Origin of the sequence: Arthrobacter bambusae, from assembly GCF_022606295.1 — a bacterium.
GTDB lineage: Bacteria > Actinomycetota > Actinomycetes > Actinomycetales > Micrococcaceae > Arthrobacter > Arthrobacter bambusae_A.
Map to the genome: position 1 here is coordinate 37,638 of NZ_JAHHZS010000027.1, position 17,684 is coordinate 55,321.

The 17,684-nt window shown below is 65.3% G+C and carries 15 protein-coding genes, 1 tRNA gene and 1 other RNA gene; 11 read left to right on the plus strand and 6 right to left on the minus strand.

Annotated features, from left to right (window positions below; translation table 11 throughout):
- Window positions 1-12: 12 nt before the first annotated feature.
- Window positions 13-924: an oxygenase MpaB family protein gene (locus tag KNN17_RS16870; RefSeq protein ID WP_241710110.1), complete on the plus strand. Its 912-nt coding sequence runs from the start codon at window positions 13-15 to the stop codon at window positions 922-924.
- Between the two features lie 68 nt (window positions 925-992).
- Here KNN17_RS16870 and KNN17_RS16875 read toward each other — a convergent pair whose 3' ends face one another.
- Window positions 993-4,472 carry a bifunctional proline dehydrogenase/L-glutamate gamma-semialdehyde dehydrogenase gene (locus KNN17_RS16875; RefSeq protein WP_241710111.1) on the minus strand — a complete coding sequence of 1,160 codons (3,480 nt, stop codon included), beginning with the start codon at window positions 4,470-4,472 and terminating at the stop codon, window positions 993-995.
- A 125-nt stretch (window positions 4,473-4,597) separates the two neighbouring features.
- Between KNN17_RS16875 and KNN17_RS16880 the strand changes: the two genes are divergently transcribed.
- Window positions 4,598-5,497, plus strand: coding sequence for a LysR substrate-binding domain-containing protein (locus KNN17_RS16880; protein ID WP_241710112.1), 900 nt, complete (start codon window positions 4,598-4,600; stop codon window positions 5,495-5,497).
- An 86-nt stretch (window positions 5,498-5,583) separates the two neighbouring features.
- Here the strand turns inward: KNN17_RS16880 and KNN17_RS16885 are convergent.
- Window positions 5,584-5,668: transfer RNA gene (locus KNN17_RS16885), tRNA-Ser, on the minus strand.
- Between the two features lie 311 nt (window positions 5,669-5,979).
- Here KNN17_RS16885 and KNN17_RS16890 point away from each other — a divergent pair.
- The 4 genes from KNN17_RS16890 to recR all read left to right on the plus strand — a co-directional run bounded on the left by KNN17_RS16890 (window position 5,980) and on the right by recR (window position 10,536).
- A complete protein-coding gene (locus KNN17_RS16890; RefSeq protein ID WP_241710113.1) occupies window positions 5,980-6,303 on the plus strand; it encodes a hypothetical protein in 324 nt (107 codons plus the stop codon).
- Window positions 6,304-6,512: 209 nt separating this feature from the next.
- An RNA gene (gene ffs, locus KNN17_RS16895) (signal recognition particle sRNA small type) lies at window positions 6,513-6,609 on the plus strand.
- Window positions 6,610-6,642: 33 nt separating this feature from the next.
- Window positions 6,643-9,765 carry a DNA polymerase III subunit gamma and tau gene (locus KNN17_RS16900; protein ID WP_241710114.1) on the plus strand — a complete coding sequence of 1,041 codons (3,123 nt, stop codon included), beginning with the start codon at window positions 6,643-6,645 and terminating at the stop codon, window positions 9,763-9,765.
- Window positions 9,766-9,936: 171 nt separating this feature from the next.
- Window positions 9,937-10,536 carry a recombination mediator RecR gene (gene recR, locus KNN17_RS16905; RefSeq protein ID WP_284764136.1) on the plus strand — a complete coding sequence of 200 codons (600 nt, stop codon included), beginning with the start codon at window positions 9,937-9,939 and terminating at the stop codon, window positions 10,534-10,536.
- 36 nt (window positions 10,537-10,572) lie between these two features.
- Here recR and KNN17_RS16910 read toward each other — a convergent pair whose 3' ends face one another.
- Both KNN17_RS16910 and KNN17_RS16915 read right to left on the minus strand, forming a co-directional pair.
- Window positions 10,573-11,754, minus strand: a complete 1,182-nt coding sequence (locus tag KNN17_RS16910; RefSeq protein ID WP_241710116.1) for an ABC transporter permease — start codon at window positions 11,752-11,754, stop codon at window positions 10,573-10,575.
- Window positions 11,751-12,707 (minus strand): ABC transporter ATP-binding protein, encoded by a 957-nt coding sequence (locus tag KNN17_RS16915; protein WP_241710117.1) that lies wholly within the window; start codon window positions 12,705-12,707, stop codon window positions 11,751-11,753. Before KNN17_RS16915 ends, KNN17_RS16910 begins: the two co-directional genes overlap by 4 nt.
- Window positions 12,708-12,958: 251 nt before the next feature.
- Between KNN17_RS16915 and KNN17_RS16920 the strand changes: the two genes are divergently transcribed.
- Entirely contained in the window at window positions 12,959-14,305 is a 1,347-nt protein-coding gene (locus KNN17_RS16920; protein ID WP_078106752.1) for an aspartate kinase, read from the plus strand.
- 126 nt (window positions 14,306-14,431) lie between these two features.
- Here the strand turns inward: KNN17_RS16920 and KNN17_RS16925 are convergent, their stop codons facing one another.
- Window positions 14,432-14,611, minus strand: a complete 180-nt coding sequence (locus KNN17_RS16925) for a hypothetical protein (RefSeq protein WP_139359608.1) — start codon at window positions 14,609-14,611, stop codon at window positions 14,432-14,434.
- A 147-nt stretch (window positions 14,612-14,758) separates the two neighbouring features.
- Window positions 14,759-14,968, minus strand: coding sequence for a hypothetical protein (locus KNN17_RS16930; protein WP_241710118.1), 210 nt, complete (start codon window positions 14,966-14,968; stop codon window positions 14,759-14,761).
- A 124-nt stretch (window positions 14,969-15,092) separates the two neighbouring features.
- Here KNN17_RS16930 and KNN17_RS16935 point away from each other — a divergent pair, with 124 nt between their 5' ends.
- From KNN17_RS16935 to KNN17_RS16950, 4 genes are read left to right on the plus strand one after another with little or no spacing between them, the layout of a single operon-like run.
- A complete protein-coding gene (locus KNN17_RS16935) occupies window positions 15,093-15,596 on the plus strand; it encodes a MarR family winged helix-turn-helix transcriptional regulator (RefSeq protein ID WP_241710119.1) in 504 nt (167 codons plus the stop codon).
- A gap of 16 nt (window positions 15,597-15,612) precedes the next feature.
- On the plus strand, window positions 15,613-16,182 hold the full coding sequence (locus KNN17_RS16940) for an SSI family serine proteinase inhibitor (protein ID WP_241710120.1): 570 nt from the start codon (window positions 15,613-15,615) through the stop codon (window positions 16,180-16,182).
- Entirely contained in the window at window positions 16,169-17,122 is a 954-nt protein-coding gene (locus KNN17_RS16945; RefSeq protein ID WP_241710121.1) for a 3-methyladenine DNA glycosylase, read from the plus strand. The genes KNN17_RS16940 and KNN17_RS16945 overlap by 14 nt, the downstream gene beginning before the upstream one ends.
- On the plus strand, window positions 17,119-17,490 hold the full coding sequence (locus KNN17_RS16950; protein ID WP_241710122.1) for a serine protease inhibitor: 372 nt from the start codon (window positions 17,119-17,121) through the stop codon (window positions 17,488-17,490). The genes KNN17_RS16945 and KNN17_RS16950 overlap by 4 nt, the downstream gene beginning before the upstream one ends.
- The last annotated feature ends 194 nt before the right edge of the window (window positions 17,491-17,684 follow it).

Here is a 17,684-nt window from a genome sequence, read left to right on the forward strand (position 1 = left end):
CGACAATGGACCATGGTCACCTTCCTGAAGAAGTGGCAAGCGGAACTGAGGATGACTTTTACGGGTCACCCGCAGTCCACTCCCGACTGGGTGCTGCGGCTTGCGGAAGGAAACGACCCCGGTTACCACCTTCCCGGCTCGGCCGTCTGGGCTGTCCACGGCTCCATGTCCACCATCGTCGCCGGAATCCGGGTACTGCTCATGCAGGCACTGCACCCCGGCGCCTTGGCGGGGGTCTATGACCATTCAAGCTTCAAAAGGGATCCCCTCGGACGGCTGGCAAACACGATCCGTTGGATCTTTACCGTGAGCTACGGCTCCATGGACGCGGCCCACACGGCGACCCAATTCGTGCGGCGGGTCCATGACTCCGTCAAAGGCAGTTACATCGACGCGCACGGACAGACCCGCGAGTATTCGGCCAATGATCCCGAGCTTCTCCGCTGGGTCCACGTTGCGTATGCGGATTCCTTCGTGGCGGCGCACCGGATCTGGGGCGGGGCGGTCCCCGGCGGCGCCGACGCCTACATCCGCGAGTGGGCCCAGGCAGGCCGCCTCATGGGAGTCGAGGATCCTCCCCTGAACCTCGCCGAGGTGGCCTCGGAAATGGACCAGTGGTACGCCTCCGGCCATCTCCGCGCAGACGAGCGGCTCAGGGAAACCATCGACTTCATCAGGTACCCCCCGTTGAAAGCGTCGTTGCAACCCGGTTACCGGATTTTGTTCGCCGCGGCCGTGGCCAGCCTGGAGCCCCGGTACCGCGAACTTCTGGGACTGGAAAAAGCCCGGTTTGGCCCCATCCCCTTCCCGTCGATTCTCGCGGCCCGGGTGGTTCTCGCCGTCGTGCGCCTGACGTTGGGCCGCAGCGGTCCCAGCGAACAGGCCGCCCGGAAACGGCTGCGGCGCCTGGGGTACGAAGCATAAGCGCAAGGAAGCCCGGCGGAACGGCTTGTGGCCGTCCCGCCGGGCTTCCCTGCTTCCCTGCTGAGTCGCTAGATCAGCGCGTCCGACAGGTGGTTCGGAGTGCCGAAGCGATGCGCCGTGATGCTGATGGCCTGCTCGTGCAGGAACGGCAACATCTCGATGCGTCCGGCCGGGGTCACCGCGCCGTGGTAGATCGCGACGTCGGGACGACCGCCCGTCGCGGCGCTCAGGGCGCTGCTGTCCCCGCCGATCAGGCGGATGCGGCCACCGTTGATGGCAGCCGCCGAAGCCAGCCATTCGGCATCGTTCTGAATGCGGGTGCTCACGTTGAGTCCCGCGAACGCTGCGACCACGGCTTCGGGAAGCTCGACGGCGGAGGACACCGTGAGTGCCGAACCCGCCACTGCCCCGGCTGCTACGACGCGAAGCAAGTCGACGAGCTTCCCGCCCTCCGACAGGCGGATGGTCACGGGGATGGCCCGGTAGCGGAAGACGTTGCGTTCGGCGCTCAGGCCGGAGACGTCCTTGCGGGTGCCGAATTCCGTGGCCCATGCCTCGGCGTCGCTGAAGAGCGCCTTTTGCAGGGTTTCTGCTTCGCCGGCCTTAACAAGCGGTCCTGCCGCCTTGGCAGCGGCAAGGATCGAAGCTGCCGCACCCTTGAGCGTGGCACCGCGCTTGGCGCCGGGCTCTGCGGGAACCCAGCTGCCCAGTCCGACCAGGTAGTTGGGTCCGCCGGCCTTGGTGCCAGCGCCCACGGCGGACTTCTTCCAGCCGCCGAACGGCTGACGCTGGACGATGGCGCCCGTGATGCCGCGGTTCACGTAGAGGTTGCCGGCCTGGATGGTGTCCAGCCAGACGCCCATTTCATCGGAATCGAGCGAGTGCAGCCCTGCGGTGAGTCCGTATTCGATCTCGTTCTGGATGGCGATGGCTTCTTCCAAGGTGGACGCCGTCATGACGCCGAGGACCGGGCCGAAGAACTCGGTCAGGTGGAAGTAGGAGCCGCGCTTCACGCCGAAGCGGATCCCCGGCGACCACAAACGTCCGGTCTCGTCCAGCTTCTCGGGCTTCACGGCCCAAGTCTCGCCTTCACCGAGGGTGGTCAGCGCGTTGAGGAGCTTGCCGTTGGCCGCCTCGATGATCGGGCCCATCTGGGTGGTGGCCTCTTCCGGGTAGCCCACCTTGAGCGAGCGGGCAGCATCCACGAGTTGGTTGTGGAAGCGCTCGGACGTGGCAACGGAACCCACCAGGATCACGAGCGAAGCGGCGGAGCACTTCTGTCCGGCGTGCCCGAAAGCGGAGTACACGACGTCCTTGGCGGCAAGATCGAGATCCGCGTGGGGCGTGACGATGATGGCGTTCTTGCCCGAGGTCTCCGCGAGCAGCGGGAGGTCCTGCCGGAAGGAGCGGAAGAGCTCGGCGGTCTCGTAGCCACCGGTGAGGATCACGCGGTCAACGCTCGGGTGGGAGACCAGCCGGGTGCCGAGCTCGCGTTCTTCGAGCTGCACGAGCGCCAGCACTTCGCGCGGCACGCCGGCTTCCCACAGCGCGTCCACCATGACGGAACCGGAGCGTCGGGCCTGCTTTGCGGGTTTGATCACGACGGCGGATCCCGACGCGAGTGCCGCCAGCGTGGAGCCCGCGGGTATCGCCACGGGGAAGTTCCACGGCGGGGTCACGACGGTGAGGTTCGCCGGGACGAACGTGGCGCCGTCGACCGTTTCCAGGTCCTTGGCCCGCTCCGCGTAGTAGTGCGCGAAGTCGATTGCTTCGCTGACTTCGGGGTCGCCTTGCTCGATCGTTTTGCCGGTCTCGGAGGCCATGACCTCGAGGAGTTCGGCGCGGCGGGACTCCAGGATGTCGCCTGCTCGGTGCAGGATGGCTGCGCGCTCTGCGGCCGGCATGGCACCCCACGCTTTGCCGTGTTCCACCGCGGTGGCGATGATGCGGTCCAGTTCCTGGGAGTCGCTGACCTTGCTGGCGTCAACAATCGCGTTGCCGGCGGTGGAGCCAGGAATGCGGTCCAGGATGGCGCGGCCCCAGGCCCGGTTGGCGGGCAGGGCAGGATCGGTGTCCGGAGTGTTGGCGAAACCATGGTTTGGCGTGGAGGCCGCGGGCTGGTTGCGGTCCTGGGTCCGGTTGGGCGCCGGAACGGCGTCGTCCAGCTCCGCGAGGGAGGCGAGGAAGCGCTGCTTCTCGCGTTCGAACAGCGATTCGTTTTCGCTGAGCTCGAACACGGCGGACATGAAGTTGTCCTGGCTGGCGCCTTCTTCGAGGCGGCGGATCAGGTAGGCGATGGCGACGTCGAACTCGCCCGGGTGCACCACCGGAGTGTAGAGCAGGAGGCTGCCGACGTCCTTGCGGACGGCCGTGGCCTGGCCCGTGGCCATGCCGAGCAGCATCTCGAACTCGATGCCCTTCGTGACGCCGCGTTCCTTGGCGAGCAGCCACGCGAAGGCAACGTCGAAGAGGTTGTGGCCCGCGACGCCGATGCGCACCGCGTCGATGTGTTCCGGGGTGAGGGCGTAGTTGAGGACGCGCTTGTAGTTGGTGTCCGAATCCTGCTTGGTGCCCCAGGTGGCGAGCGGCCAGCCCTGGATGGATGCCTGGACCTGCTCCATGGGCAGGTTGGCGCCCTTGACGACGCGCACCTTGATGGGAGCGCCGCCGTTTGCGCGGCGGGCCGACGCCCATTCCTGCAGTTCCTGCATGGCGGAAAGCGCGTCCGGGAGGTAGGCCTGAAGCACGATGCCGGCCTCGAGGTTCTTGAATTCGGGCTTGTCCAAGATCCGGGTGAACACGGCCATGGTCAGGCTGAGGTCCTTGTATTCCTCCATGTCCAGGTTGATGAACTTGGGCTTGGGGAACGATGCGGCCAGCTCGTAGAGCGGCGTGAGCTTCTCCACCACGTGGTCCACCGCTTCGTCGAAGGCCCACAGCGAGTGCGGGGCCACCGTGGAGGACTCCTTGATGGAGACGTAGTCGACATCGTCGCGGGCCAGGAGCTTGAGGGTTCCCTCGAGCCTCCGGCTGGCTTCGCGTTCGCCCAGGACGGCCTCGCCCAGCAGGTTCACGTTCAGGTGGACGCCGTTCTGCTTGATCTTGGCGATGGCGGGCCCGAGCTTGGCGTCCGTGGCGTCCACGATCAAGTGGCCCACCATGTCACGGAGGACTTTGCGGGCGATCGGGATGACCACTTGCGGCAGCACCGGGGCCATCACGCCACCGGTGCGCACAGCGGCACGCATGTACCAAGGCAGGAAGGCCGGGACCTTCGGGGCAAGCTTGGCCAGGTTGCGGCCGGCGACGGTCAGATCCTCGGGGCGGATGACGCCGTCGACGAATCCCACGGTGAAGTCCAGGCCGTTCGGGTCCTTGAGGACGCCGGCGAGGCGCTGTGCGGAAACGTCAACGGGCACCTTCGAGGCTTCGGTGAGCCAGTGTCGAACCAGTTGGATGGCTTCGTGGGCCAGCTCCTGGAGGTGTCCGCTTTCCGGGGTGGATTGTGTCCTGGCGTCGATGCTCGAATCCCGGGTTGGTGTGCTCATGCGCTTCGTTCCTTTTGGTGCGTAGAGTGCTTTGTTTCCATCAGTATGGATCTACAATCAGATTAGGAAAAGCGATCTTTTCTGAAGAATATTCATTAGATTTCTCGAACCTTCTGGAGAGCCGAATGCTGGACGTCCGCAGGCTGCGCTTGCTGCACGAACTGAAGATCCGCGGAACGCTCGCAGAAGTGGCGGACGCGATGAAATACAGCCCATCCTCCGTGTCCCAGCAGCTGACCTTGTTGGAGAAGGAAGCCGGCGTGAAACTGCTGAGAAAATCCGGCCGCCGGGTCCAGCTGACGCCGCAGGCCGAGATCCTTGTAGAGCATGCCGCGTCCTTGCTGGCCACCCTCGAGCGGGCAGAGACGGACCTCGCCGCGTCCCTCTCGACGGTGACGGGCACGGTGCGGCTGGCCGTATTCCAAACCGCCGCCCTCGCACTCATGCCGGACTTCCTCACCATCATGAAGGGCGAGTATCCCGAAGTGCGCGTGGAGATGATCCAGCGCGAACCCGAGACCGCGCTCTACGAAACGTGGGCGCGGGACTTCGACATCGTGGTGGCCGAGCAATATCCCGGGCACGCCGCACCGCACCACCCCGGCCTGGACCGGGCCACCCTGACCAGCGACGCCATCAGGCTGGCCACTCCCCCGCTTGGCCTCGGCGGGGAATCGATCTCCTCGCTCGCTGACACGGCTTCGCTGCCATGGGTCATGGAACCGCACGGTGCGGCATCGCGACACTGGGCGGAGCAAGCATGCCGCACCGCCGGTTTCGAGCCCGATGTCCGCTACGAAACCGCCGACCTTCAAGCGCAAATCCGGCTTATCGAGTCCGGCAATGCCGTGGCGCTCATGCCGGACCTCGTGTGGACAGGCCGGACGACGCCGGTCCAACTGCTCGATCTCCCCGGGCTTCCCACGCGGACAGTCTTCACGTCGACGCGCACGGCAGGCCGGATCCACCCGGCGATCCTCGCCTGCCGGGAAGTGTTGGAGCGGGTTGCTGCCGAGCGGGTTTAGGGTTGGGGTTGATTGGCGGAATCCGACCCCGGTTCGAATAGGGCCGGAACGCAAAAAGGCCCCGGTCCAAAGACCGGGGCCAAACGCGGAGAATGGGGGATTTGAACCCCCGAGGGCGTTAACCCAACACGCGTTCCAGGCGTGCGCCATAGGCCGCTAGGCGAATTCTCCATTGCTTCTGAATCAAAAGCAGACTCCACTGTACCCGAGAATTTCGGCATCGCCCAATCGGGACTTTCATGGTGTCGTGCAGGACCTGCGTGCGCTTAAACGTAAAAATGGACGCCCCCAATGCGTCCATTCCTCCGGCACTCCGTTGAGCTGCTGGGTCCAGCCCCTGAAACCAGGCCCTGCACCTCACAATCTTGAGATTGCCCCAATCGGTGTACATACCTATAGTCCGCTGGGCTCAGCGGTTTGGCAATGGAGATTGGAAACCATCCTTTGACCTGTTTTTGAGCGGACACTGGAAGGATGGTGGAATGAGCCAACTGCACGCCCTCGTTGTCTACGTCCCGGCATCCCATAGCGAGGGCTTACTGGCCGCGATCGGCGATGCCGGGGCCGGAAGAATCGGCGACTATTCGCATTGCTCCTTCACCACTCCGGGCACGGGACGTTTCACTCCCTTACGGGGAGCGCAACCGTTCATCGGAATGGTCGGGCAAGGCGAAACCGTGCCCGAAATCCGGGTCGAGTGCGTCGTTGAGGCGGACATGCTCGACGCCGTAGTCCGGGCCCTGCGCGCAGCCCACCCTTATGAGGAGCCCGCCTTCATGACGTGGCCCGTGAACGGCTGGCGCTAGCCCCCCGGACCTGCCCTCCCCTAACAACTGGACATGCCCTCCCCTGCTCACGAGGACCGGACATAGTCCCAATATGTCCACTCCTTGGCTCTCAAAGGGGACATGTCCATTGGAACCTCCGAGCGCCGAAGGGACATGTCCATTTCCCGGCTCCCGCAAGGCACATGTCCGCAGATTCGGAGGGCTCGATAACTTCGGGTAAGCTTGTCGACGGCCCCTCATGTGGCGTCATCCTGTTGAACTCCCCCAGGACCGGAAGGTAGCAAGGGTAGATGGGCTCTGGCGGGTGCATGAGGGGTCTCTTATTTAAATGTCAGTCCCTATAGGTAGGTTTCCCCTGTGACTGTTACTACTGCTCTTTACCGCAGATATCGCCCCGATTCTTTCGCGGACGTTATCGGGCAGGAACACGTCACCGAGCCGCTCATGACGGCCCTGCGCAAAAACCGGGTCAACCACGCCTACCTCTTCTCCGGCCCCCGCGGTTGCGGAAAAACCACGTCCGCCCGAATCCTCGCCCGCTGCCTCAATTGCGCCGAAGGCCCTACGGACACTCCTTGCGGCAAATGCAACAGCTGCGTCGAGCTGGCCCGAGGCGGCTCCGGCTCGCTCGATGTCATCGAGATCGACGCCGCCAGCCATGGCGGCGTGGACGACGCCCGCGATCTCCGCGAACGCGCCACCTTCGCCCCGGTCCGGGACCGCTACAAGATCTTCATCATTGACGAAGCCCACATGGTCACCTCCGCCGGCTTCAACGCGCTGCTGAAAATCGTCGAAGAGCCGCCGGAGCACATCAAATTCATTTTCGCCACCACGGAGCCGGACAAGGTCATCGGGACCATCCGCTCCCGCACACACCACTATCCCTTCCGTCTGGTACCGCCCGAGCCCCTGATGCAGTACCTCGAGCTTCTCTGCCAACAGGAAAACGTGCCCGTGGCTCCCGGCGTGCTCTCGCTCGTCATCCGGGCCGGCGGTGGTTCCGTGCGCGATTCGCTTTCCGTATTGGACCAGTTGATGGCCGGCGCCGGTCCCAACGGCCTGGACTACGAGCTCGCCGTCGCACTACTCGGTTATACGCACGCTTCTCTGCTCGACGACGTGGTGGAAGCAATCGCCGCATCCGATTCCGCCACTGTCTTCCGGGCCGTGGACCGCGTCATCCAAACCGGGCACGATCCCCGCCGCTTCGTCGAGGACCTGCTGGAGCGGTTCCGCGACCTCATCATCGTCCAAGCCATGCCGGAAAGCGCCCAAGCCATCCTCCGTGGCATGCCGGCGGACCAGATCGCCCGCATGCGCAGCCAGGCCAACAACCTCGGCGCCGCCGAGCTCTCCCGTGCCGCGGACGTCACTAACACCGCACTCACTGAAATGACCGGCGCGACGTCGCCCCGGCTCCATCTCGAGCTGCTCTGCGCCCGGATCCTGCTGCCCAGTTCCGAGCAGACCGAACGTGGCATCGCGGCCCGGATCGACCGCGTCGAACGCCGCCTCAACTACGGCGAGTCGCTTCCTCCCGCGGCAGCCCAGACTCCGCCTGAAGCTGCTGCAGCGCCTTCCACTTCCGCGGCCCCAACTGGCCGCCCGGCTGATCACCCGATGGAACGCCCGACGGCGGACGCCAGTCCCGCTCCCGCCTCGCCAGCGCTCCACTCACCAACGCCTCGGGCAGCCTCGACCAGGCCCGCCGACGTCGCTGAGGCACCGGTTCCCGGCCATGAACCTGCGCCTGCAACCGGGGAACCGTCCCGGGAACAACTGACACCGCCGAGAGTGTCCACTACCGACTGGCCCGTGGATGAAACGCGGCAGCAGTCCAGCCGCCCTGCACCCGAACAAACGGCGCAAGCTTCTGCGGCACTGCCCGTTGCCCCTGCGCCATCGGCTCAACCAGTGGCAAATCAGGACCAGCCCCGACCCGTGGCGGCAGCAGCTCCAACCCCGGCACCCCAGCAAACGCCCGCACCTGCCCAGGCTTCGGCGCCTGCGCCCGCGGAACAGTCAGTACCCGGGGCGCCGTCGCCGACCGCACAACAGCCAGCATCCGCACCGGCCGCGCGGCCCGCTACGGGTGGCGCCGATGTAGAAGTCATCCGGCGGGCTTGGCCCGAAATCCTCCAAACGCTCACCAAGATCAAGCGCAGCAGCTGGGCCTTGGTCGGAGCGAACGCGCAGGTGGCACAATTCGACGGCCATCTTCTGACCTTGGCATTCGGCACGGACGGACTTGCGAGCGCCTTCAGCCGCGCAGACCATGCCGAGAACCTTCGCCAAGCCATCCACAAGACGATCGGCATCGACTGCCAGATCACGTCAATCGTCGGCGGCAACAGCTCAGGTAGCTCTGAACCAAACCCAAAAGCACCGGCTGACCCGGCGCCCCCTGCCGGGGGTGGCGCCTCTCCCACGGCGTCCTCCGCTGTGGATACCGCATGGGGACTTGCCCCTGCGGCGCAAAGCCATGCGGCCCTGGAAGCCGACAAGCCCGATGCCGCCACCGCACCGCCGGCACTAGCCCCCACGGCACCAACCCCAACGCCTCCAACCCACACGGCCCCGGCACCGGCGGAGCACGTTCAGCCCGCCTCGGAAGTTGCGGAGGCTCCGGCCCCGGCGACTGCCATGGCATCGCCGGCCGCAGCAGCTGCGTCGTCCGCAGCAGCACCGGCAGAACCGGCTGCTGACTATTCCTATTCGGACGATGACTGGGGTGCCCCGCGGGACGAGGACGCTCCGCCGCTGGACGAAGAACCGCCCATGGATTGGGAACCGTCGGCTCCTTCGGGCTTCACTTCCACGGCCGGCGCCGCCGCCCCGGCCCCGACCGCATCGCCACTGGGCGACGCCTCGGCGTCGAACGCCCCAGCCTCCGCCGGTTCTGCCCCCGCGAACGAGCGCTCCACCAAAGCATCTCCGGAGCCGAAGTCCAATGCCTCGGAAGATCCGTGGTCCAGGGCCGTCGAGCACGCGCCCGGCTCGTGGGTGGTCGGCGCCGAATCCAACGTTGGTTCCGCGGCTTCGGGCACCTCTGCCGACTCCGACCGTCCGAGCACGGCCTCCGCGCCGGCTACGTCCAGTCCCGTCTATGAACCTGCCGCCGCGCAGATTCCACACCAGCCACAGGCCTCGGCGGCCGCACTAACCCCGGCGCCTGCCGCTGCACCTGTCCCCGCGACTACGCCTGCCCCAGCGCCAGCGCCAGCAACAGTGTCGGCGCCTTCGGGGACCGGGAAGCAGAGCCTGTACCAACGGCTTTCCAACAGCCCGGAAGCCATGGCTGGACGCGAGAAAGCACCGGCGCGGGCTGCCGTCGCTCCCGGCAGCGTGGTGGAAGACATCCCGAGTGCGGACGACGAAACGATCGAGGAGTCGGGAGTCTTTGGACGGGCCGCCGTCGAGCGTATTCTGGGCGGGAAGCTACTGGAAGAACGGTCGCTGGACAGCATGCGCCGCTAATAAGCCGCTGGAAACCGGACGCCGTAACCACACCCTGCGCGGGGCCGCACGGACTTCGGCGGGAAACCTCCTGGAACCCCGCGAGGGCCCACGGGCGCCGCAAAATGGTGCCACCAAACCGAGACGCCGGCCGAACAGGAACGGCGTCCACACCGAATGAACGAGGACATTGTGTACGAAGGCGCAGTACAAGAGCTGATCGACGAGCTCGGCCGGCTCCCTGGCGTCGGGCCGAAATCGGCGCAGCGTCTGGCCTTCCACATCCTTGAGGCCGATCCCGAGGACATGAAGCGGCTGGTCGCGGCCATCACCACAGTCAAGGAACGGGTGAAGTTCTGCACTGTCTGCGGCAACGTCACCGAGCAGGAGCTGTGCAACATCTGCCGCGATCCGCGCCGCGACCCCTCGGTGATCTGCGTGGTGGAAGAATCCAAGGACGTCCTGGCGGTGGAACGGACGCGGTCCTTCCGCGGCCGCTACCATGTCCTCGGCGGCGCCATCAATCCGATTGCCGGCGTCGGGCCCGAGCAACTCCGCATCCGCGAGCTTCTGACCCGGCTCAACGACGGCGCCATCCAGGAAATCATCATCGCGACCGACCCCAACCTCGAAGGCGAAGCGACGGCGACCTATTTGGCCCGCATGCTGAAGTCGATCGGCATCACCGTCACCAGGCTTGCTTCCGGCCTCCCGGTGGGCGGAGACCTGGAGTACGCGGACGAAGTTACCCTCGGAAGGGCCTTCGAGGGTCGCCGCAACGCCCTCATGTAGGCAGCACGCCGATCGCGAACCGGCGACCCGCCCGGTTTAAGCGATCCGCGTCCCGTTGGCCAAGCGGCTGGCGGGCGTCCGCAGCGAACGCCAGCCGAGCCACATGAGCAGACCTGTCAGGAGCACTTGCAGGCCGAGTCCCAGGGGCCACAAGGGCGTCGACTGCTTGAGGTACTGCGGCTGCTGCACGCCGTTGGCACAGGTGAAGGTGTGGTCCGGGCCGGCGAGCGCGGACCTGGCACCCTGGCTGATGCCCTCGATCATGCCGACCGAGTAGAACGCCGATCCGCTCCGGTCCGGATAAGGAATGGCGTCGGCCACCACCACATAGGGATTCAACGCGAGCATCCATGCCACGCGATCGGTCCGGACGGCCGAATGCTCCACCAGGGGACCCTCGCAGGTGTAGCCCGGCTGCACCGCTTCAGTCGGCTGCCCTTGTTGATCCGGCTGCACTGGAACATAGGACAACGGACGGCCAACGGGAGTATTGGCCAACACCGTACCCTGCGCCAATTGAGCCCCCAGCGCGAACGAAATCAACGATCCGACCACCAGCGCGGCAACCACCAAGTAGGTCACCACGATCGAGAACAAGGGGCGCCCCGCGAGCGCAGAAATCCCCACTCCGATCCCGCAGACAACGGCAAGTTCCACCGCGAGCATCAGCAAGGAAACCACCACGTGCCCCGGAGTCAGTCCGCCTTGGAACATGCCGAAGACAAGGAACGGGGCGCTTGTCGCCAGGAAGGCGAGCGCCGCGAGCCATCCCGCACAGAACTTGCCCCGCAGAATCTGGCCCGGGGTCAGCAAGGTGATCTGCAGGATGGCGAGCGTGCCCCCGGCCCGGTCTCCGTTGATGGCATTGGCGGACAGCGCCGGTGCCACGAGCAGGGCAAACAGGAGCACAAAAGCCAGCACGACCTCGAAGATCATGGACCCCGCCCCGTCCTGCGGGGCCAGCGCCGATGGCGGGATCGTGGAGCGACGCGCTTCCATGCTGGCGTTCCAAGCGAGCCAGGTCAGCCACGTGACCATCGCGACGACAAAGAACCAGATGCCCACCATGATGTACCAGCCGCGGGAGCGCAAGCGTTGTTTCATCTCCAGGACCACCACGTCGCGTATCCCGCCAAGATAGCCGACGACGGCGTTCCAGCCTCCCGTAGCTCCCTGCGGTCCCGCCGGGCCCGGCATGGTTTCAGTCACGTCGCTCATGGCCTCTCCGTATCCAGGTTCATGTACGTCTCTTCCAAGGCACCGGCTGCGGGGGCGAAGGAAACCACGCCGACGCCGGACCGGACGAGTTCGCCCAAGAGGGCGGCAGCGCCGTCGTCGTGCGTCAACAGCAAAGTGACCGAGGGGCGACGGCCCGCTTCCACCCGGTATTCCAGCCCGAGTTCGCTGAGCTTTGCGGTGAGGGCCGCGTTGTCGAGGGCTGTGATCGCGTAGCGCCGGCCTTGCAGGGCAGCCTCCTCGAGGGTCTGCTGTTTCACGGTGCGGCCTTGGCTGACGAACACCGCTCCGTCCGCGATTTCATCGAGCTCACTGAGCACGTGGGAGGAAACCACCACGGCCTTCCCTTCCCCGGCCAGGCGGCGCAGCAGGGTTCGGAGCTCCACCCGGGATCCCGGATCGAGGCCGGACGCAGGCTCGTCGAGCAGAAGCACAGAGGGGTCGTGGATGAGGGCCCTGGCCAGGCTGAGCCTTTGTTGCTGGCCCCTGGAGAGGACGCGGGCGGGCTGGTCGGCTAGCCCATCCAGCCGGACAAGTTCGAGCAAGCCGGCAACGCGGTGCACGATGCCGGCCTTGGGCAGGCGGTAGAACCGCGCCATCTGGACCAGGATTTCGCGCGCGGTCAAGGACTCCCACACCCCCAGGGTGTCCGGCATCCAACCGATCTGAAGCCGAGCGGCGGCGCTGTCCCGGAGAGGGTCAAGGCCGTTGATCCTGATGGTTCCGGAGTCCGGCCGCAGGAGCGATGCAAGCATGAGAAGGAGCGTCGTTTTGCCTGCCCCGTTGGGTCCGATGAGCGCCGTGACCTTCCCGACCGGCGCGTGGAAATCGATGTGCTCTACTGCGTGGACCGTGCCGAAGCGGCGTGCGACGCCTTCCGCGGATACGCCGAGGGCGCCGCTGTCCGGGACGATTGAACTTTCAGCTATGGACATGCCCTACTCACCTGTTTCCCCCAAACAGAACAAGTACGCTTCAATTCCCGTGAGCCCACATGCCCCCAGGCTGCGTATTTCTTGATCGTACGCCACGCCGAAACCGCCCCGCATGCGCCCGAGGGCCGAGATTTGGTCACAATTCCCCCGCCCGCCGCGGCCGGCGATAAACTGGCCACATAAGCCACGTAGCCGTGCCGCTACCTGGCCACGCAACGTACGATCCCCAATTGAGCAGTGAGGGTGCGCGCATGAGTTTGCCCACGACCGAAGTGAAAACCGAAGACTTGACCGCGCAGACTGCCAAGACCAAGCAGCTGATCGTGCAGAAGTTCGGTGGCTCCTCGGTGTCCGATGCAGAAGGCATCAAGCGTGTTGCCCGTCGTGTGGTTGACGCCCAAAAGGCCGGCAATGAAGTTGTTGTGGTGGTTTCCGCCATGGGAGACACCACGGACGAACTCCTGGATCTCGCCGCCCAAGTCACCGATTCCGCACCCGCGCGCGAAATGGACATGCTCCTCTCCGCGGGCGAGCGCATCTCCATGGCCCTGCTCGCCATGGCCATCAACAAGTTCGGCGCGTCCGCCCAGTCGTTCACCGGATCGCAGGCCGGCATGATCACGGACGGCATCCACGGCAAGGCCCGCATTATCGACGTCGACCCCCATCGCATCCGAACTGCATTGGACAAGGGTCACGTGGCAATCGTGGCCGGCTTCCAAGGCATGACCCGGAGCACCAGAGAGATCACCACGCTTGGCCGAGGCGGATCGGATACCACTGCCGTGGCGCTCGCTGCCGCCCTCGAAGCGGATGTCTGCGAAATCTACACGGACGTCGACGGCATCTACACGGCGGACCCGCGCGTGGTCTCCACGGCCACGAAGATCGACCGTATCTCCAGCGAGGAAATGCTGGAATTGGCAGCTTCCGGCGCCAAGATCCTGCACTTGCGCTGCGTGGAATACGCCCGCCGATTTGGCGTGCCCCTGCACGTCCGGTCCTCATTCAGCCAGAACGAAGGCACCTGGGTCCTTCCCAGCGCCGACGACAAGATCACGATTCAAGAGGGAGTTGCCTTGGAGCAGCCAATCATCTCCGGCGTTGCACACGATCGTTCAGAAGCCAAGGTCACCGTGGTCGGCGTCCCGGACATCCCCGGCAAGGCGGCCGCAATTTTCCAGGTCATCGCCAAGGCACACTCGAACATCGACATGATCGTCCAGAACGTGTCCACGCACGGTACCGGCCGCACGGACATTTCCTTCACCCTGCCGATCGTGGAAGGCGCCGACGCGCTGACGGCCCTCCGTGCCGCGCAGCCTGAAATCGGCTTCGAAAGCATCGAATACAACGAGAACGTCGGCAAGCTTTCGCTGATCGGCGCCGGCATGCGTTCGCACCCCGGCGTCTCCGCCACCTTTTTCAAGGCGCTCTCCGACGCGGGCATCAACATCAACATGATTTCCACCTCGGAGATCCGCATCTCCGTGGTCACGCACGCCGATCTGCTGGATGACGCCGTGCGCGCCATCCACAAGGCGTTCGATCTCGACGGCGACGCCGAGGCAACCGTCTACGGCGGCACCGGCCGCTAGCCGGCCCCGGACGGGAACGCACAGCCGGGCGCCCGCCGTCGGGAATTGAAGTACTTAACGTGAAAGAACCGGAGCCTACGCTCCGGTTCTTTTGCTTCCCCGCGGCGTGGAGCCGCAAAAAGGGCTTCAGGCGGTTTCCTTGCGGATTCCGTAGTGGTGGCCTTGGTCGTCTGTTTCGACGACGAAATGCCCCAGGTCTTCTTCCGACGCCGTCTCGAAGTCGTCATGCTTGTGGACTACGGGCGCATCAATGTCGCCCCGGGCTGCCGGGCCGAACCAGAAGCGCAGTCGATCTGTGACCTTCATAAAGCTATCGAGTGCATGTCCCACAATTCCCACCTCCTTCCCCGCTGCGAGGTCCAGCCGTGCGGTTGGAGCTGAGTGGTTCCAGTGAGGCCAATTTTACGCCCGCAAGCCACAAAAGGCCCGGGCGGTCGTCCATCGAGGTGGGGGCTAGCGAAGGGACTTGTCGTCCGGGTTCTTGGGGACCACATAGGTGCTGCCGTCCGGCCTGCGGATGGTCTCCCATTGCTGCGCTTCGGCCTGGCGCCGCACGAGGAGGCGCTTGTTCTCCTCAGTCATTTCATGATCCAGGGAACTGCTGTGCGCCGGCCCGAAAATGACCCGCAGCTTGCCGGTTGCGCGCATGAATCTCTGGGTCATGGTCTCTTTGGCCACGTGGTCTACCCTCTCTCAAAAGGATGCTGTCGTTTAAGAGTACACTAACAATTAGTGCACTAACTATCGACCGGAACAGCCCGGTCGCCCACACGGAACGGAGTACGCCATGGCTGCCGCAGGCACACCCCTTGCCCCCGAAACCACTGCCCCGCCTGAAGATGACCTCTTGCTTGAGCGTCAGTTGTGCTTCGCCCTGACGGTGGCGTCGCGGAGCGTGGTGGGCGTCTACAAGCCGGTGCTTGAAAAAATGGGGCTGACTCATCCGCAGTACCTTGTGATGCTGGCCCTCTGGGAACGCAGCCCGCGCACGCTCAAGGACATCAGCGAAGCTCTCCTGCACGAGCCAGCCACCCTTTCGCCCATCCTGCGGCGACTCGAGGAAGCAGGATTCGTGACCCGCAACCGCATCCACGGAAACGAAAGGGCCCTCGCCATTGCCTTGACCGACGCCGGCGCCGCCCTCAGGCAACAGGCGACGGCCGTGCCTGGAACCATCATGGAGCGGCTTCAACTCACGCGGGCCGAAGTAGCCGAACTGCACCGGGCAATGACCGGGCTCATCGCAGCCACGCAACACCATGCGGCCGGCACGGGCGATAAACTGGCATAAATCAAGGAGAGACCCCATGCGCCTGCGAATAGTCCGGTCAGTGTTGGCCGTCCTCGCCGTCGCTGGCCTTGCCGCCTGCACGCCGAGTCCCGGAGGCAACCCGCCCAGCACCTCGGCGCCCGGCAGCAGCACGTCGTCCCCGCCGTCGAGCAGCCCCACAGGACTTTTACCTGACGAAACGGCGTCTCCCAGCGGCAAACCGACCCCTTCGTTCTCCCCCACCGTGCCCAGCTCATCCGGCCGCGGGGAAGCCGAACTTTCCATCATCGTCAGGCTCTCCCCCACGGCAGCCCCTGAAAGCTACACACTCGTCTGCACCGGCGGCGTCCCCGCCGCTGAAAGCCACCACCCCACCGCAGCCGCAGCGTGCGCTGCCCTGAAGAAAAACCCCGCCCTCCTCGCGCGCACGCCGCGCCCCAGCGACCAAGTCTGCGACCAGCGCTACGGCGGACCCCAGACGGCAATAGTCACCGGCGCCGTTGACGGAGTGGGCGTCGAGTCCGCCTACAAACTGACGGACGGCTGCGAAATCTCCGCCTGGGCCGCTGTCGCCGACATTCTGGGTTCAAGCGGTGCCGGAGCTTAAATACCAGCACCTCGCGCAAGAGAAATGGCTCGCGCTGCAGGCTGCCCACCACGAACGCGTTGACCGCTACGCCAAGCCATACTTGGCCCGTCGCTCCGCCGGCCAGAAGCATCCGGTCGAAGACTTCCTCTTCACCTACTACACCCAGAAGCCCGGCCAGCTGCTGCGCTGGCATCCGGGTGACGGCGTCGTCCTCTCCGGCCCCAAGGCGGCCGAGCGGGCCGGGTGGAAGTATTACCAAGTGCTCGACGACGGCGCGTTGGCGTCCGCGGGACTGCCCGCCGGTACCGTGGCGGTCACCTTCGACCGCAGCCGGTTCGTGGCCGACCGCACCGAGGCCCTTCGCTTCGCCGGCATCATCCTCGCCGGAACCGTTGCGCGGCCCGCCCAGTTTGGTTGCTTCGGGCTGCACGAGTGGGCCATGGTCTACCGCCAGGACAAGTTCGACCTCCGTCACGAATACCTCAAGCTGCGGCTCGGCTCCGAAGGCACGGACACCGTAGTCGAGGACAACCGGATCCGGTGCTCCCACTTCGACGCCTTCCGTTTCTACACTCCTGACGCCACCCCGCTCAACGAACTCACCCCGACGCGGGACAACCAGCGCACCATGGAGCAACCCGGCTGCCTGCACGCCAATATGGACCTCTACAAATGGGCGTACAAACTGACGCCGGCACTGCCGAGCGAACTGGTGATGGACTGTTTCGAGCTGTCCTGGCGGATCCGGGCCATGGACATGCAGGCGTCCCCCTACGACCTTGAAGAGTGGGGGTATCCGGCCATCAGGATCGAGACACCGCAGGGCAAGGCCGAGTACGTTGAGTATCAGAGGGCATTCGCCGCCGAGGCCCAGGCGCTCCGGGCCAGGGTCCTCGACGAAGTGCAGCCGCTCTTGGAACTCCTCGTACCAACACCGTCTCACGAAGGACAGCAATGACTTCAAGCACAGGAAAGTACGACGTCGAACTCACCGTCACGCTGACAGAGGCACCAGGCGCCGTTGACTACGAGTTCGTCCTGCTCGGCTCGGGCGGCGAAGTTTCCGAAGGCTCGACCCTTCCGGACTCCCGCGCGGCGCTTGCCGCCGTCGAGCAATTCGGCGAAGAGATCTTCTTTCCGGTTCCCCGCCCGGACCGGATTTGCACCCAACAATACGGCGGCCCGCAGGTGGCGACGGTCACGGGCCGGTTCCATGGGCGCGAGGTCAGCAGCCGCTTCAGCCGGACGGACGGCTGCGAGATCGCCCGCTGGCGAACCATGGCCGCACTCCTCGGCGGCGTGGCGGGCTCTACGGGAAACATCTAACCCAACGCCCGCTCACATATAACCCCTCCCCAGCCAACGCCCGCTCACATATAACCCCTCCCCAGCCAACGCCCGCTCACATATAACCCCTCCCCAGCCAACGCCCGCTCACATGATCTGCAAGAGGTTCCACCCTTTAGCGACATGCGTGAGCGGGCGTCGGCCAAAAGGGCCATAAAGGTGAGCGAGCCGAC

Coding starts and splice junctions, on each gene's coding strand:
- KNN17_RS16935 (WP_241710119.1), top strand. CDS start 15,093: ATGGCTGCCGCAGGCACACCCCTTGCCCCCGAAACCACTGCCCCGCCT.
- KNN17_RS16950 (WP_241710122.1), top strand. CDS start 17,119: ATGACTTCAAGCACAGGAAAGTACGACGTCGAACTCACCGTCACGCTG.
- KNN17_RS16880 (WP_241710112.1), top strand. CDS start 4,598: ATGCTGGACGTCCGCAGGCTGCGCTTGCTGCACGAACTGAAGATCCGC.
- KNN17_RS16925 (WP_139359608.1), bottom strand. CDS start 14,611: ATGAAGGTCACAGATCGACTGCGCTTCTGGTTCGGCCCGGCAGCCCGG.
- KNN17_RS16910 (WP_241710116.1), bottom strand. CDS start 11,754: ATGAGCGACGTGACTGAAACCATGCCGGGCCCGGCGGGACCGCAGGGA.
- KNN17_RS16915 (WP_241710117.1), bottom strand. CDS start 12,707: ATGTCCATAGCTGAAAGTTCAATCGTCCCGGACAGCGGCGCCCTCGGC.
- KNN17_RS16920 (WP_078106752.1), top strand. CDS start 12,959: ATGAGTTTGCCCACGACCGAAGTGAAAACCGAAGACTTGACCGCGCAG.
- KNN17_RS16875 (WP_241710111.1), bottom strand. CDS start 4,472: ATGAGCACACCAACCCGGGATTCGAGCATCGACGCCAGGACACAATCC.
- KNN17_RS16930 (WP_241710118.1), bottom strand. CDS start 14,968: ATGACCCAGAGATTCATGCGCGCAACCGGCAAGCTGCGGGTCATTTTC.
- KNN17_RS16890 (WP_241710113.1), top strand. CDS start 5,980: ATGAGCCAACTGCACGCCCTCGTTGTCTACGTCCCGGCATCCCATAGC.
- KNN17_RS16940 (WP_241710120.1), top strand. CDS start 15,613: ATGCGCCTGCGAATAGTCCGGTCAGTGTTGGCCGTCCTCGCCGTCGCT.
- KNN17_RS16870 (WP_241710110.1), top strand. CDS start 13: ATGGTCACCTTCCTGAAGAAGTGGCAAGCGGAACTGAGGATGACTTTT.